Annotated in this window: 13 protein-coding genes; 6 read left to right on the forward strand and 7 right to left on the reverse strand. The window is 71.2% G+C overall.

From position 1 onward, the window contains the following. Positions 1–296 precede the first annotated feature (296 nt). Entirely contained in the window at positions 297–1763 is a 1467-nt protein-coding gene (locus AB1460_RS19950; RefSeq protein WP_368963190.1) for an FAD-dependent monooxygenase, read from the forward strand. On the opposite strand, the gene AB1460_RS19955 is transcribed toward AB1460_RS19950, so the two are convergent. Further along, positions 1708–3018, reverse strand: a complete 1311-nt coding sequence (locus tag AB1460_RS19955) for a hypothetical protein (protein ID WP_368963191.1) — start codon at positions 3016–3018, stop codon at positions 1708–1710. The two genes, AB1460_RS19950 and AB1460_RS19955, sit on opposite strands and share 56 nt — an antisense overlap. A gap of 154 nt (positions 3019–3172) precedes the next feature. On the opposite strand from AB1460_RS19955, the gene AB1460_RS19960 reads away from it, so the two are divergent. The 3 genes from AB1460_RS19960 (at position 3173) to AB1460_RS19970 (ending at position 4906) form a co-directional block, all read left to right on the forward strand. Then, the gene (locus tag AB1460_RS19960) at positions 3173–3883 is read left to right on the forward strand and encodes a response regulator (RefSeq protein ID WP_368963193.1); all 711 of its coding nucleotides are present in this window, start codon (positions 3173–3175) and stop codon (positions 3881–3883) included. A gap of 236 nt (positions 3884–4119) precedes the next feature. Next, the gene (locus AB1460_RS19965) at positions 4120–4317 is read left to right on the forward strand and encodes a hypothetical protein (protein ID WP_368963195.1); all 198 of its coding nucleotides are present in this window, start codon (positions 4120–4122) and stop codon (positions 4315–4317) included. A gap of 13 nt (positions 4318–4330) precedes the next feature. Further along, positions 4331–4906, forward strand: coding sequence for a sigma-70 family RNA polymerase sigma factor (locus AB1460_RS19970; RefSeq protein ID WP_368963196.1), 576 nt, complete (start codon positions 4331–4333; stop codon positions 4904–4906). A gap of 82 nt (positions 4907–4988) precedes the next feature. Here AB1460_RS19970 and AB1460_RS19975 read toward each other — a convergent pair whose 3' ends face one another. Continuing rightward, entirely contained in the window at positions 4989–5882 is an 894-nt protein-coding gene (locus AB1460_RS19975; protein ID WP_368963198.1) for a hypothetical protein, read from the reverse strand. A gap of 296 nt (positions 5883–6178) precedes the next feature. Between AB1460_RS19975 and AB1460_RS19980 the strand changes: the two genes are divergently transcribed. Together AB1460_RS19980 and AB1460_RS19985 are read left to right on the forward strand one after the other, a co-directional pair. Then, the gene (locus AB1460_RS19980) at positions 6179–7084 is read left to right on the forward strand and encodes an LLM class F420-dependent oxidoreductase (RefSeq protein ID WP_368963199.1); all 906 of its coding nucleotides are present in this window, start codon (positions 6179–6181) and stop codon (positions 7082–7084) included. A gap of 73 nt (positions 7085–7157) precedes the next feature. Beyond that, on the forward strand, positions 7158–8051 hold the full coding sequence (locus AB1460_RS19985) for an SDR family NAD(P)-dependent oxidoreductase (protein WP_368963200.1): 894 nt from the start codon (positions 7158–7160) through the stop codon (positions 8049–8051). A gap of 25 nt (positions 8052–8076) precedes the next feature. Here AB1460_RS19985 and AB1460_RS19990 read toward each other — a convergent pair whose 3' ends face one another. The 5 genes from AB1460_RS19990 to AB1460_RS20010 form a co-directional block, all read right to left on the reverse strand. Then, complete coding sequence (locus AB1460_RS19990) at positions 8077–9264, reverse strand: cytochrome P450 (RefSeq protein ID WP_368963201.1); 1188 nt, start codon at positions 9262–9264, stop codon at positions 8077–8079. Between the two features lie 19 nt (positions 9265–9283). Beyond that, entirely contained in the window at positions 9284–10912 is a 1629-nt protein-coding gene (locus tag AB1460_RS19995; protein WP_368963203.1) for a thiolase C-terminal domain-containing protein, read from the reverse strand. A gap of 98 nt (positions 10913–11010) precedes the next feature. Next, positions 11011–11802 (reverse strand): PaaI family thioesterase, encoded by a 792-nt coding sequence (locus tag AB1460_RS20000; RefSeq protein ID WP_368963204.1) that lies wholly within the window; start codon positions 11800–11802, stop codon positions 11011–11013. 88 nt (positions 11803–11890) lie between these two features. Further along, the gene (locus AB1460_RS20005) at positions 11891–12718 is read right to left on the reverse strand and encodes an SDR family oxidoreductase (protein WP_368963205.1); all 828 of its coding nucleotides are present in this window, start codon (positions 12716–12718) and stop codon (positions 11891–11893) included. A gap of 32 nt (positions 12719–12750) precedes the next feature. Further along, positions 12751–13968, reverse strand: a complete 1218-nt coding sequence (locus AB1460_RS20010; protein ID WP_368963206.1) for a CaiB/BaiF CoA transferase family protein — start codon at positions 13966–13968, stop codon at positions 12751–12753. Between the last annotated feature and the right edge of the window lie 4 nt (positions 13969–13972).

Here is a 13972-nt window from a genome sequence, read left to right on the forward strand (position 1 = left end):
TCCGGTGTCGGAAAAGTCAGCGTTGTATAGGAGGCGGGGGGCGGCGGCTGGGGCTGGTGAGCCCAGCGCCGTGACCGCCCTCTCCCGAGCGTGACCGCACTCTCCCGAGAAGGCGAGTCAGGGGCGTGAGCCCCGCGGCGGGCCCCGTTTCCCCGGTGGCCCGCCCACGGTCGTGCAGGTCGGTGATCATCGACCGGGCTGCACGGCCTTTGCCGTCTCTTTTCATCACTGTGCGGCGGCATCTTCTTCGGCAGCATTCTCTACGCAGGTCAGGGGGGCTCGTGAGGATCGTCTGCGTGGGTGGGGGGCCGGCCGGCCTCTACTTCGCCATCTCCGCCATGCGTCGGGACGCCGGCCACGAGATCACGGTGATCGACCGGGACTCCCCGGCCGCCACGTACGGCTGGGGCGTCGTCTACTGGGACAACCTGCTCGACGTCCTGTTCCGTAACGATGCGGACAGTGCCCGGGAGATCCGGGCGGCGTCCGCGCTCTGGCAGGAGCAGCGGATCAGCCTCGGCCCGGGCCGGGTCGCGCACTTCGCCGGCTACGGGTTCAGCGTGCAGCGGTCGGCCCTGCTGGAGATCCTCACCCGGCGGGCGGTCGAGCTCGGGGTGCGCGTCGAACACCGGCGCGAGATCGCGGACCTGACCGACCTGGCCGACCTGGGTGCCCTCGGCGGGGTCGGGACGCCCTCCCGCCCGGACGCCGACCTCGTCGTCGCCGCCGACGGCGCGAACAGCCAGCTGCGCACGATGCTCGACGGCCAGTTCGGCACCCGGACCGACCTTGGCGCGAACCAGTACATCTGGCTGGGGACACCGCGGCGCTTCGACAACTTCACCTTCGCCTTCGAGCGCACCCCGGCGGGCTGGCTGTGGTTCCACGCCTATCCGTCCAGCGCGGACATCAGCACCTGCATCGTCGAATGTGCGCCGGGTACCTGGGAGCGGCTCGGGTTCGCCACCGCGGACGCCGGCGAGGTGCGCCGGCGCCTCAGCGAGATCTTCGCCGGCCCGCTCGGCGGACAGGGCCTCATCGACCACCCCGGGCGCCCCGCCCGGTGGCAGCGGTTCGCCCAGATCACCAACCGCAGCTGGTATGCCGGCAACACGGTGCTGCTCGGCGACGCCGCCCACACCACCCACTTCACCCTCGGTTCCGGCACCGCGCTGGCGATGCTGGACGGAGTCATGCTCGCCCAGATGCTCTACGAGCACGACGACGTCCGCGGGGCGCTCGCCCAGTTCGACCGGGACGGCCACGCCGCCCTCGCTCCGCTGCAGGCCCGCGCACGGACGAGCATGGCCTGGTTCGAACGGGTCGACGCGCTGCTCGACCGGATGCCGGCGGGCGCGGACGGACCCGACCCGGTCGAGTTCGCGTACGCGATGGCGGTCCGCCAGAGCGACCAGCCCCCGTGGCGCTACCAGGCCCATCGGGCGATGCAGCTGCCGGTGGTGCGCCGGGCCCAGCGCGCGCTCGACACCGGCATCCGGTGGTATCTGGCCCGCCGGCGCGGCGAGCCGGTGCTGTCCGCCCGGCCGGTGCCCGCCGGCGGGGGCCGGCCCGCTGCGCCGGCGGGGTCCGGGATGCCGGCCGAGTCTGCGGCGCGGGAGCCCGCGGAGCGCGAGACCGCGGGCCGCCCCGAGCACGTGGTTCCGGTCGGGCCGTCGGCGGGGACCGGGCCGGGCGCGACCGGCGATGTCAGACGGCAGCCTGCCAGAGCAGGGGGATCTGGCGCCCGCCCTGCGGGTTCGTGAAGCCGACGACCTGGCCTCGGCGGTTGATCGCGTTGGCGTAGCCCGTGGACAGCGGTGCCGGGCCGTCGAGCCTGCGGGCCTCGCCGTCGGACCACAGGTAGGGACGTTCCACGCCATCCGCGGTGGTCGCGGACCCGACCACGGTGCCGTCGTCGCTGATCGCGGACGGGGAGATGGTGGTGCCCCCTATACCGGTGAGGGCCCGGCGCTGCCCGGCGGTCCAGACGAACGCGGCCGTGGAGTAGTCCAGGGGAGACGGGTACGGGTAGAGGAGATCGCCGCCCGGCTCCCCTGCCGCCGGGTCGATCGGACTGATCGGTTCGATCGGGCCGGGAGCCTGGTTGAAGCTCTGCACCAGCACCTGACCGTGCTCGTTGATCCCGACCGCGGTGCTGTCGGTGAATCCGGGCGCGACCCCGAGATCGATCGCCTGCCCGCCGTCCCAGAGGACGGCGTGCGTGTGCTCGTCCGCGGTCGCGCTCGCACCGACGACCTGACCGCGGTTGTTCATCGCCACCGGCCAGCTGTACGTGCCGCCGAGCGTGCCGAGGTCACGCAGCGTTCCGGCGACGGAGAGGAAGGCGTGCTGCTCGTCGGCGGCCGTCTGGCTGACGCCGGCGACCTGGCCGCGGTCGTTGACGAGATCCGCGCTGCTCCAGCCACCGCCCAGGGTGCCGAGATCCGTCGGCACCCCGTCATGCCAGACGGTGGCGCGGGTACTCGTCTCCTCCGGGCCGACGGAGCCGTCGAGGGGCAGGTCGGAGCTGCTCAGGCCGACCACGGTGCCGTCGGCGGCAATGTCGCTGACCGTGCTGAACCGGTTCGGGCCGGGACTGGTCGGCGCCAGTGTCGTCAGGGTCCCGTCCGCCCAGACGAACCCGTGGCGCGGCCCGGTCGCCGGGTACCTGTTCCCGGCGACCTGCCCGGCACCGTTCACCGCGACCGGCGAGCTGTCCTCGATGACGGCCGGGACGCCGCGCCGCCAGACGACACCGGTCGACGCGTAGCCGTCGGACCAGGCCTGGCCGATGATGACGCCCTCGTCGTTCAGCGCGGTCGTGCTGCCCGCGGACAGGCCGGCTGGCAGCGTGAGGGCGATCAGCTCGTAGCCGCCGTCCACGTAGCTGTGGCCGGGCGCCGCGGCCGCGGGCAGCACGCCGACCGCGCTCACGGCTCCCACCGCCCCGACCATGCAGAACGCCGTCAGCACACCGATCGCGGACGTCCCGACCCGTGCCCTCCTGGTAGGTGCCACCCATGACCTCCTGAGGTCAATTACTTACTTGGAGTGATTGATCTCGGATGCTAGGGGGGAGCCGTGTGGACCCCCGCCACCCCGGGCTGTCGGGTGAGCGACCCCGGCCGCCTGGCATGCTGGATCGACAGGCGGGTGACGGGAGCTGTGGCTGATGGGCGACGGGTCCGGGCCGCGGCCCGGCGTGCGGGTGCTGTTCGTCGACGACGAGCCCCAGCTGCTGCGGGCGATGCGGATCACGCTGCGGGCCCGGGGCTACGAGGTGCGGACGGCGGTCGACGGCGGGCAGGCGCTGTCCGAGGCCGCCGGGCACCCGCCCGACCTCGTGGTGCTCGACCTCGGCCTGCCCGACATCGACGGCATCGACGTCATCCGCGGTCTGCGGGGGTGGACCCGGGTGCCGATCATCGTGCTGTCGGGCCGGACGTCCGGGCCGGAGAAGATCGCCGCTCTGGACGCCGGTGCCGACGACTATGTCACCAAGCCGTTCTCCGTGGAGGAGCTCCTCGCCCGCATGCGCGCGGTGAGCCGGCGGTCCCCGGCGGCCGAGACCGGGCCGGCGGTGGACGTCGGCGGCTACCGCGTCGACTTCGCCGCCCGGTCGGTGACCGCCCGCGCGGAGGGCACGCCGCCGGTGCATCTGACGCCGACCGAATGGCGACTGCTCGACGCGCTGGCCCGCGACCCGGGCAAGCTGGTCAGCAGCCGCGCGCTGGTCAGCGAGGTCTGGGGCCCGACCTACCCGGACGACACCTCGTCGCTGCGGCTCTACATCAACCGGCTGCGCCGCAAACTCGAGCCCGACCCGACCCGGCCGCGCCACCTGACCACCGAGCCCGGCATGGGCTACCGCTTCCAGCCCTGACCCGCGCCTTCCGGCCGGTGGCCAGTGGCCGGTGGGTCGGTCGGTATGGCCGGAACTCGCCTCGCCCGGGCGCCGTGCATTCAGGGATGCAGAAGGTCTCGATGACGCGGCGGCCAGAACGGACTGCCGGACCGAGTTCACGATCAAGGCATTCCCGGGCCACTGTCCCCCGACGCTCGCGTTCGTGGGCGGCTCGGGAAGGGTGCAGACCAGTGGATCCGATTTTCGTAACGGCCATGACGGTGATCGCTGTGGAGACCCTGGGGTTAGCCAACCTGTGGCTACGCCTACGTTCTTCGCTGCGGCAGGCGAACATCAACCGGCAGCTGATGGTCGAGGTGGCCCGGACGGTGCCGCCCGGTAGCACGCTGCTGGCACGACGTCCCGATGGGTCGCAGTTGGCCATGGTCGTGGCACACCGGCCCCTCGACTGAGAACGGTGCTCACATGGACAGCCGCCCTGACCCGCCGGAGCCCTCCGCAACCTCGAGAGCGGCGCCCGCCCCTTTGTCCGGCCTGTCGGCGAACACAGTCGCGGAGTTCAGCGCCTTCTACCGCAGGTTCGTCCCCACGCTCGTGGGGTTCCTGATCTGGCAGGGCGTCCGGCAGGCCGATGCCGTCGAGATCGCCCAGGACACGATGGTCATCGCGTTCCGCTCGTGGGACCGCATCGATCGCCCGGAGGCGTGGGCTCGGCGGGTCGCGTCCCGCGCCTATGCCCGGCGGATCGCCGACCTCGCCGAGGAGTCGGTGGCTGAGGTTCCCGAGGCGCGCTCGCCGTTGCTGGGTAGCCCGGCGGACCTGGACGCGGTGATCGGCCGACATGAGGTCCTCCGTCTCCTCGACCTGCTTCCGCCCCGCCAACGACAGGTGATGGCCTGGGCGGTGGACGGCTACACGCCGGGAGAAATCGCGCAGGAGCTAAGGATGGAACCGGACGCGGTCCGAGCCAGCCTGTACAAGGCCCGCCGTGCACTCGCTGGCCATGTTGATCCAAGGAGAGGAGGCGAACTCCATGACTGAGGAAGAGCTGGACCAGAAACTGGCATCGGCTCGCCGGGATCTGATTGGTGACGTGGACGCCGTCCTGGACATCGAGGCAGGCCTACGTGACGCGCTGCTGCCGGCTCGACGTGACGCGGTCGAGGACGCCATCCGCACTGTTCTGGATCTGGGATCCGGCCTGGCCGCGATCGTTCCGGGTGCCGGGCTGATCGCTGGGCGAACGCAGGCCCCTGCTGCTCCCGCTGGCCAAGGTGAGCTGGAGGGCGGCGTGGGTGCGACGGCGCGCCTGCTGAGGTCGCTTCCGCCCGCTGATCGACTTGCCCTCCGCGGTGATCCGGCGATCACCGGTCTTGCCTCGGTGTTGCGGATCGCCGGAGCCCTCGATTTCGCCCTCGCGCTCGATTTCGCCCTCGCTCACGATTTCGCCCTCGCCCGTGTCCGCGTTCTCGCCCTCGTTCGTGCCCTTGACCTCGCCCGCGCCCGCGGTGTCGACCTGGCGTGCGGCCACACCTGCGAGGAGGCCCTCGACCTCGAGCTTTCCGAAGCTCTCGACCTCGCTCTCGCATTCGCGCTGGCCCTCGCCCGTGCCCTCGACCTCGCCGACGCCCAGGACGTCACCCACGAGCGTGTCTGCGGTCCCGACCTCGTCCGAACCCTTGACCTCACCCTCGCTCGTGCCCTCGACTTGGCTCGTGCCCGTGTCCGCGCCCATGCTTTGAAGCAGACCCGCGGCCTCGCCCTCGCGATCGAAGATGATCTTCACCATCGCCGCGACCACGCTGACCCCTTCGCGGATCCGGCCAGCAGCCTTGAGCTCGCCCTGAATGACTTCACGGAAACGGATCTCCGCGAGGTCGATCTGGTCGATATGTCCCTGACGGGAATCCGCTGGTCGCGGGGAACGCAGTGGCCGCCGGGATGGCGGGAGCAGATCGAACAACGATCGGGAGAGGTCGAGCCCGGGGTGTTCGAGATCCGGGATGGCGCGGAACACGCCGACCCGTCCGCCGTCCTGATGGATCTCTGAGGTCGGCGGGCGCTGCTGGAGGCCGGCAGGACCGGAGACGCGACGCTGGATCGGCGAAGCTGCGGCTGGGGTGTGCCGACCTGTTGCGTGCCGACTCTGGAGCTGCCGGCTCGCGGTGTCTCGCCGGCCTGCCTCGGCCTGCCTCGGCCGGCTGCTGGCCGCTCGGTCGGGCGCGCATTTCTGACGTCGGTGTCTACTTTCTGGTAGACACGAGAGGCAGAGCAAAGACGGACGCCGCGACGCACGGACAGGGCGACGACACGATGCGCTTCATCTTTCATTACCCGGAGACGTCAGGGACCAGCGGTGACTTCCTCGACCCCGGACCGCTCGGGGACGTCGCCCGGGCTGTCGAGAAGGCCGGGTTCGACGCGCTGTCCCTCACCGAGCACCCGGTTCCCGGCGCCCGCTGGCTGGAGAACGGCGGGCACCAGAGCCTCGACCCGTTCATCGGTCTGGGCTACGTGGCCGCCGTGACCGAGCGGCTGCGGCTGCTCACCCATCTGTCGGTCGCGCCCTACCGCAACCCGTTCCTGCTCGCCAAGTCGGCGGCGACCGTCGACAAGGTCTCCGGTGGCCGGTTCACGCTGGGTATCGGCACCGGCTACCAGAAGTCCGAGTTCTACGCGCTGGGGGTGGACTTCGAGGAGCGCAACGCTCTTTTCGACGAGATCCTCGACGTCCTGCCGCTGCACTGGTCCGGCGAGCCGTTCAGCTTCAAGGGCCTGCACTTCGACGCCCGCAACGTGATCGCGCAGCCTCGGCCCGTCCAGGACCCGATTCCGATCTGGATCGGCGGCAACTCGAAGCTGAGCCGTCGGCGGGTGGCCGCGCGCGGGCAGGGCTGGATGGCGATGTCCGGCGGCCCGCAGCTGTCGACCACCGCCCGGACGGTCTCGATCGGGTCCCTCGCGGATCTCGGCACCATGATCCGCGAGATGCGGGACGCGGCCGCGGCGAACGGCCGCACCGACCTGATCGACGTGTCCTACTCCTACTCGGGCGTGACCTCCCCGGATGCCGTCACCACCGACGTGGACCGCCACCGCGAGGCCCTCGCCGAGATCGAGAAGGCCGGTGTGACCTGGACGCTGATCTCGTCCCGCACCCGTTCCGCCGCCGAGACCATCGCCTTCGTCGAGGCCTTCGGCGAGACCTACCTGACCTGACCTGATCTGACCTGACCGCGCCGCGCAGGCGCGACCGATGTGCATCTGACGTGGAGTGGAGGCGAGGTCCGGCGTGGGCTGGTTCGAGGATCGCGGTGGGTTGGCGGGCACTGTTGCCGTCATCAGCGGCGGAGCGGGCGGGATCGGGGGAGCAGTCACCACGGATCTCGCGGCCAACGGCGTACGGCTCGCGGTCATCGACATCGACGGGCCCGCGGTCGAGGCACTGCGGGCCACGCTGAAGGAGCAGGGCGCCGACGCGATCGTGCACCACGGCGACGCGCGTGACCCCGAGGAGCTCGCGCGGCTGTTCACCGCGGTCGACGAGGCCTGGGGCCGGCTCGACACCCTGGTCAACGTGGTCGGCGGCACCTTCCGGGCGCCGTTCGTCGAAACCCGGCCGAAGGGCTGGGACGCGCTGATCCGGCAGAACCTGACGCACATCCTGCACACCTGCTCGCTGGCCGTGCCGCGGATGCAGGCCGGCGGGCGCGGCGGCAGCATCGTCAACCTGACGACGGTCGAGGCGCACCGCGCCGCGCCCGGCTTCGCGGTCTACGCGGCGGCGAAGGCGGCCGTCGAGCAGTTCGGCCGCACGCTGGCCGTGGAGGTCGCCCCGAGCGGCATCCGGGTCAACAACGTCGCCCCGGACTACACCCCGACCCCGAACATGCAGAAGATGTCCGGGGGCGGCGACAACGCCTACTCGACGCCCGTCGGTGTCCGGGTCGGGATCCCGATGGGCCGGCCCGGAGACGTCACGGACGTGTCCGGCTGCGTGGTCTTCCTCGCCTCCGCACTGTCCACCTACGTCACCGGGACGACGCTGCACCCCGACGGCGGCACCTATGCCTCGTCCGGCTGGCTGAACTGGCCCAAGGTCGGCTGGTCGAACCACGCCCCGGCGCATGTGCTCGCCGCGGTCGACCCCGCGACCGGCAGGCCGGTGGCTCTCGGCGACGAGTGACGGCGCCGGCCGACAGCCGCCGGGATCAGCCCAGGGTGATGGGGAGCTTCTCGTAGCCACGCACGGTGCTGGTGTGCAGCCGCACCGCGCGCTCGTGGTCGACGCCCCACTCGGGGAAGCGGCGCAGGGTCTCCTGCAGGGCGACCCGCGCCTCCAGCCGGGCGAGCGCGGCGCCGAGACAGAAGTGCACCCCGTGACCAAGTGAGACATGGCTGTCGAACCGGCGGTGGATGTCGAACCGGTCCGCGTCGGGGTACTTGCGCTCGTCGCGGCCGCCCGAGCCGGTGATCAGCAGGACCCGGGACTTCGCCGGCATCCGGGTGCCGTGCAGCTCCACGTCGGTGGTGAGCGTGCGGCCCTGGACGGGGGAGGGCGCCTCGTAGCGCAGCAGCTCCTCGACCGTGTTGCCGATCAGCGACGGGTCCGCGACGAGCTCGGCGCGCTGGTCGGGATGCTCGGCGAGCACGGAGCAGGCCCAGCCGAGCAGGCGGGCGACCGTCTCGGTGCCGGCGCTGATGAGCAGGTTGGCGAAGTCGGCGGCCTCCTGGTTGGAAAGGCGGCGGACCCCGTTGTCGGTGACGATCTCCGCCTGGACCAGGCTGGTCATCATGTCGTCGCGCGGCTGGGAGCGGCGCAGCTCGAGCTGCTCGGTCAGATAGGCGTGCATCTCGATCTGGGCGCCGAACGACACGTCGTTGACCATGCCGGCGCCCTCCTCGATGTGGAAGGTCAGATCGATGAGGCGGCGCATCTGCTCGCGGTCCGCCGGGTCGACGCCGATCAGCTCGGAGATCACCTTGGACGGCAGCTCGGCGGCGAAGTCCTGCACGAAGTCGAAACCGTCACCGCCGATCTGCGGGTCGAGCATCTCCGCGCACAGGGCCCGGATGCTGTCCTCGAGGGCGGAGATCCGCCGGGGAGTGAACGCCCGGGAGACGAGGGTACGCAGCTCGGTGTGCGTCGGCGGGTCGAGAAAGATCATGTGGCCGGTCTGCATTGGCTCCGGAGACATGATCTCAAGAACGGTGCCGTACGCGGAACTATAGGTCTGCGGGTCGCGGTGGGCGGCCTCGATGTCGTCGTACCGCGACAACGCGTAGAAATTCAGTTCATCGTTCCGGTAGACCGGTGCTTTGTCGCGCAGCTCGCGCCAGACATCGTAGGGCGCGTGGTGAAGCACTTTGTCGTAGGGATTCCAGGTTAATTCCGTCATGGCGCACACTATGTCAGGGTCAGACGCCGTCGCGCTGGAGCAGCAGGACGCCGGAGGGGGTGCCGCCGCCGGAGGTGACGACCGCGGTCCGGGCGTCGGCGACCTGGCGTTCGCCGGCCTCGTGCCGCAGCTGGGTGACCGCCTCGTAGAAGAAGCCGTAGCCGTGGGTGCGACCTTCGGACAGCTGGCCGCCGTGCGGGTTCAGCGGCAGCTCGCCGTCCAGCGCGATGCGCCGGCCCTTGTCCAGCCAGTCCTGCGCCTCACCGATGCCGCAGAAACCGAGCCCCTCCAGCCAGGAGATCGCGTTGAAGGTGAAACCGTCGTAGACCAGGGCCAGGTCGACGTCGGCCGGACGCAGGTCGGTGCGGGTCCACAGGTGGGCGGCCTGGCCGAGGACCTGCGGCTCGTGGGTGATGATCCCCTGCTCCCAGGAGACCCGCTCCAGGATCTGCGTGCCGACGGCCTCCACCCGGATCGCCGGCTTCGGCAGGTCGCCGGCGACGGAGGCGTCGGAGACGACGACCGCGATGGACGCGTCGCACGGCACGTCGCAGTCGTACAGGCCGAACGGCGTGGTGATCGGCCGGGCCGACATGTAGTCGTCGAGGGTGAGCGGGTCGCGGTAGATCGCGTTCGGGTTGAGGGCGGCGCCCGCGCGGCCGTTCAGCGCGATCGCGGCGAGCATCTCCCGGTCGGCGCCGTAGCGGTGGAAGTACTGGTTCGCGTTCATCGCGATCCAGTTCGCGGCGGACATCGCCCCGAACGGCGCGCGCCACAGCGATGACGCGTTGGAGACCCGCCCACCGCCGGAGGCGCCCAGCCCGAGGGCCCGGTGGGTCGACTCCCACACGGTCCGGAAGCACAGCACGTGCCGGCACAGCCCGGAGGCGACCGCCAGCATCGCGGCGATCACCGAACCACCCGGTCCGGGCAGGTCACCGCCACCGTTCGTCCAGGTGGGGTGCAGCCGCAGGGCCTCCTCGACGGCGGTCACGCCGCCCTCGCTCATCCCCATCCCGGCCGCGCCGGGGTAGGTGGACAGGCCGTCGATGTCCTCGAGGGTGAGGCCGGCATCCGCGACGGCCTTCAGGCAGGCGTCGACAGTGAGCTCCAGCGGATCGACCATCAGCCGTCGGCCGATCCGGGACCGGCCGATCCCGGACAGGACCGCGCGGTGCTCGAAGCGGTCCGCGCTCAGGGGCGCGCGCGGGGTGGGCAGGTCGGGCTCGCCGACCCGGTCCGTCGGGTCGGTGCCGCCGGTCGGCTCGAACAGGGCGAGCCAGACGTCCTCGTGCTGCTCGAAGCGGACGGCCACCTCCTGCCCGATGTGGACGTCCGTCGGCTCGCAGCCGGTGATGTTCGTGGTCAGCCGGACACTGGCGTCCTCCGCCAGGGCCACGTTCGCGATCACGTACGGCGGCGTGAACGCGGGTGACCACTGCTGGGCGTTGATCGTGAACCCGACGACGGTGGCCCGGCCGGAGACCTCGGTGGGCGCGTGCGAGCGGCTGCGGCACCGCGGGCAGATGGGCACCGGCGGGTGCACGAGCTGGCCGCAGTCGTCGCAGCCCTGGACCCGCAGCTTCCCGTCAGCCCCGGACTTCCAGAACCACTCGGTCGCTGGGGTGATCTCGGGAAGTGGGCGCATGCCTGCTCTTCGTCCTCTCATGTGGTCGGTCCCGCCCGTGTGGTCAGTCCCGCTCGTGTCGATCAGTCCCGCTCGTGTGGCCTGTCCTGGTCGTGGGGTCAGTCCGCCGAGACGGGAAAGGCCCTGGTGGTCGCGTAGACGGCGAGCCGGTCGTCACCGGCGTCCCGGACCTCGACCCGGCCGAGACCGGATCGTACGGTCGCCGTCGCCACGGCGGGGCCGGTGCGCACCGGGCGCAGGTAGCGCAGCGCCAACAGCGACAGGGAGGTACCCGGGGTGAGCGAGAGTGCCGCCTCCTCGGCGGCGAGGGCGATCAGCCCGCCGTTGAGGGTGCGCGCGGCGTTCAGCCCGTCGTCGGTCCGCGGCAGCACGGCGACGCCGGGCTCGCGGATCTCGCACCGGGCGCGCCGGGCGAAGGGCTCGCGCAGCCGCTGGCGGGGGAGTGCGACGTCCGGCTCCCGGCTCATCTCCGGGGTCAGCAGCACGGACGGATCCGGGGCGGCCATGAAGGACGCCACGCCGAGCGCGAGGCTCTCCCCGTCCGCCCCGGCGAAGTCGATCTCGATGACGGCGACCGACCGGCCGTTCTTCACCAGCCGGCCGGTGGCGTCGATCCGCTCGGTCTCCCGCAGCGGCCGGTGGACGTGAATGTCGAGGTCGAGCGTGACCGGGACCCGCGGGGCGAGGAAACCCATCATCGTGCGACCCGCGACCACGTCGGCCCAGGTCGCGAGAATGGACGTCCGGACGCTGGAGGTACCGGGCACGAACATTTCCGGGACGACGGCCGCCGTTCCGTGGAACTCGTCGCCGACCCGCCTGGCATCAAATCCGAGTTCCAGCAGGATATGCCCGTCGCGCTGCCGGTCGTCACTGCTCGTTGTCGTCATCCGTCCCTTTTCCGAGGTCCCTTTCCGGGCCCCTGGCCGGGTCCCTCGGCCGGGCGTCAGGCCAGGCCGAGGAGACCGGCCCGCTGGACTAGCTGCGGCCGGACAGGAAACGGACGATCGGGGTCGCGGCCGGGTAGGTCTCGGTGAGGCCGGAGGCGAAGTAGCCGGCGTCGGTGACCAGGGTGATGCCGTTGATCGCGGAGGCGGCGGCGCTGACCAGGAACAGCAGCGGGTAGGCCTGCTCCAGCGAGGTCGCGGCCTTGATGCCCACCTCGGCCCGGTAGTCGGCACCGAAGCCCAGCCAGGTCTCCTTGTTGTCCTGGGCCAGCGGGGTGTCGGTCGGGCCGGGGCAGATCGCGTTGATCCGGATGCCCTGCTTGAGCAGCGGCAGCGCCTGGGTGGCGACGTAGGCGCAGACGGCCTGCTTGCTGTTCATGTAGTCGGCCTTGCCGTTCTCGACGGCCCACTTCGAGGCCTCGTCGAAGTCGGTGATGGCCAGGAACTCCTTGATCTGCGGGAGATTGGCCTCCCAGCCGAGGCCCGCGGCGGAGGAGATGAAACCGATCGCGGAACCGCTGGGCAGCTGGCCGGCGGCGAGCAGCCGGTCGATGAGGTAGCGGTGCCCGATGAAGTTGATCTTCTCGATGCCGGGTGTGCCGTCGGCGACGCCGGCGGCGGAGATCAGCGCGTGCACGGGCCCGTCGAGCTGCGCGACCGCGGCGTCGATCGAGGCGGACTCGGCGAGGTTGACGTGGATCGCCTGGACACCGTCGAGCTTGATGTCGGCGTAGTCGAGCACCACGACCTCGGCGCCGGCGCTGACGGCCAGCTCGGCGGCCGCGGCACCCATGCCCGTCGCGCCCCCGACGACCACGACCCGCTTGCCGTCGAAGCGGAAGGCGTCAAACAGCGTCATCTTCGTTCTCCTGATCGTGTCTGGTGGAAGTGCTACGCGACGACGCCACGGATCTTCAGATCCAGGACGGCTTCCTGGTCCAGGCCCAGCTCGGCGAGGATCTCGTCACCGTGCTCGTTGAACTGCGGCGCGCGGCGCGGCGCCGCCGGCTGCTCGTCGTACTGCACCGGCACGGTGCTGAGCTGGAAGGGAATCCCGTCCGCGGTCGTGCATTCCTGGACATAGCTGTTTGCGATCGACTGCGGGTCCGCCGCAGCCTCCAGGGTGTCCTGGACGACGGTCCACTGGCCGATGAAATCCGCCAGCCGCTCGCGCCACTCGGCGAGTGGGCGCGCGGCGAAGACCTCGGTCAGGATCGCGATCGCCGCGCCGCTGTTGGCCAGCAGCGACGCGTGGTCGGCGAAACGCGGGTCGACGGCGAGGTCCGGGCGCCCGATCACCTCGCAGAGCGGCGCCCAGTACTTCCCCGCCTGCAGGCAGGTGATGGACAGCCAGCGGCCGTCCTGGGTGAGGTAGTTGCTGCTGAGGGGGTTCATCCGCTGCTGGTCCGCGGGCGGCGGGGTCCACGGCACGCCGAGCAGCAGCGAGAGTGCCATGGACTGGCCCATCGACCACATCGCCGAGGAGAGCAGCGAGACGTCCACGATGGTGGCCTCGCCGGTGCGTTCCCGGTGGAACAGCGCGCCCATGATGCCACCGGCGATCGTCATGGCGCCGATGGAGTCCCCGAAGCCGGGGCCGGGCGGCACGGGCACGTGCCCGTACTCGGGCCGCATGATTCCGACCGCGACGCCGGACCGGGCCCAGAACGACAACGAGTCGTAGGAGCCGCGGTCCGCATCCGGCCCCCGCTCGCCCTGGCCGGTGCCTCGCACATAGATGATCTTCGAGTTGGCGGCGCGGATGTCGTCCACATCGACGTGCAGCTTGGTGCGGACGCTCGGCAGCTTGTTGGTCAGGAAGACGTCGGCCGTCGCCGCGATCCGGTACAGGATGTCGCGCCCCGCCTCGGAGGTGAGGTCGAGGCCGAGGCTGCGCTTGCCCCGGTTGGAGTGCTCGAGCAGGACGTGGACGTCCTTCGGGACGACGGCGATGCCCGAGGAGGCCAGGGCGCGCATGGCGTCACCGCGCTCGACGTGCTCGATCTTGATCACGTCGGCACCGAGGTCGGCGAGGAGAGCCGAGGCGGCGGGGACGAACGTGTGCTCTGCGACCTCGAGAATCCGGACGCCCTGCATGACCGGTGTCATGACC

The organism is Parafrankia sp. FMc2 (assembly GCF_041008525.1).
Classification (GTDB): Bacteria; Actinomycetota; Actinomycetes; order Frankiales; family Frankiaceae; genus Parafrankia.

Excerpts from the sequence above, each read along its gene's own strand:
- AB1460_RS19990 (WP_368963201.1), bottom strand. The coding sequence starts at position 9,264 with ATGACGGAATTAACCTGGAATCCCTACGACAAAGTGCTTCACCACGCG.
- AB1460_RS19980 (WP_368963199.1), top strand. The coding sequence starts at position 6,179 with ATGCGCTTCATCTTTCATTACCCGGAGACGTCAGGGACCAGCGGTGAC.
- AB1460_RS20005 (WP_368963205.1), bottom strand. The coding sequence starts at position 12,718 with ATGACGCTGTTTGACGCCTTCCGCTTCGACGGCAAGCGGGTCGTGGTC.
- AB1460_RS20010 (WP_368963206.1), bottom strand. The coding sequence starts at position 13,968 with ATGACACCGGTCATGCAGGGCGTCCGGATTCTCGAGGTCGCAGAGCAC.
- AB1460_RS19970 (WP_368963196.1), top strand. The coding sequence starts at position 4,331 with ATGGACAGCCGCCCTGACCCGCCGGAGCCCTCCGCAACCTCGAGAGCG.
- AB1460_RS19965 (WP_368963195.1), top strand. The coding sequence starts at position 4,120 with ATGACGGTGATCGCTGTGGAGACCCTGGGGTTAGCCAACCTGTGGCTA.
- AB1460_RS19995 (WP_368963203.1), bottom strand. The coding sequence starts at position 10,912 with ATGCGCCCACTTCCCGAGATCACCCCAGCGACCGAGTGGTTCTGGAAG.
- AB1460_RS20000 (WP_368963204.1), bottom strand. The coding sequence starts at position 11,802 with ATGACGACAACGAGCAGTGACGACCGGCAGCGCGACGGGCATATCCTG.
- AB1460_RS19960 (WP_368963193.1), top strand. The coding sequence starts at position 3,173 with ATGGGCGACGGGTCCGGGCCGCGGCCCGGCGTGCGGGTGCTGTTCGTC.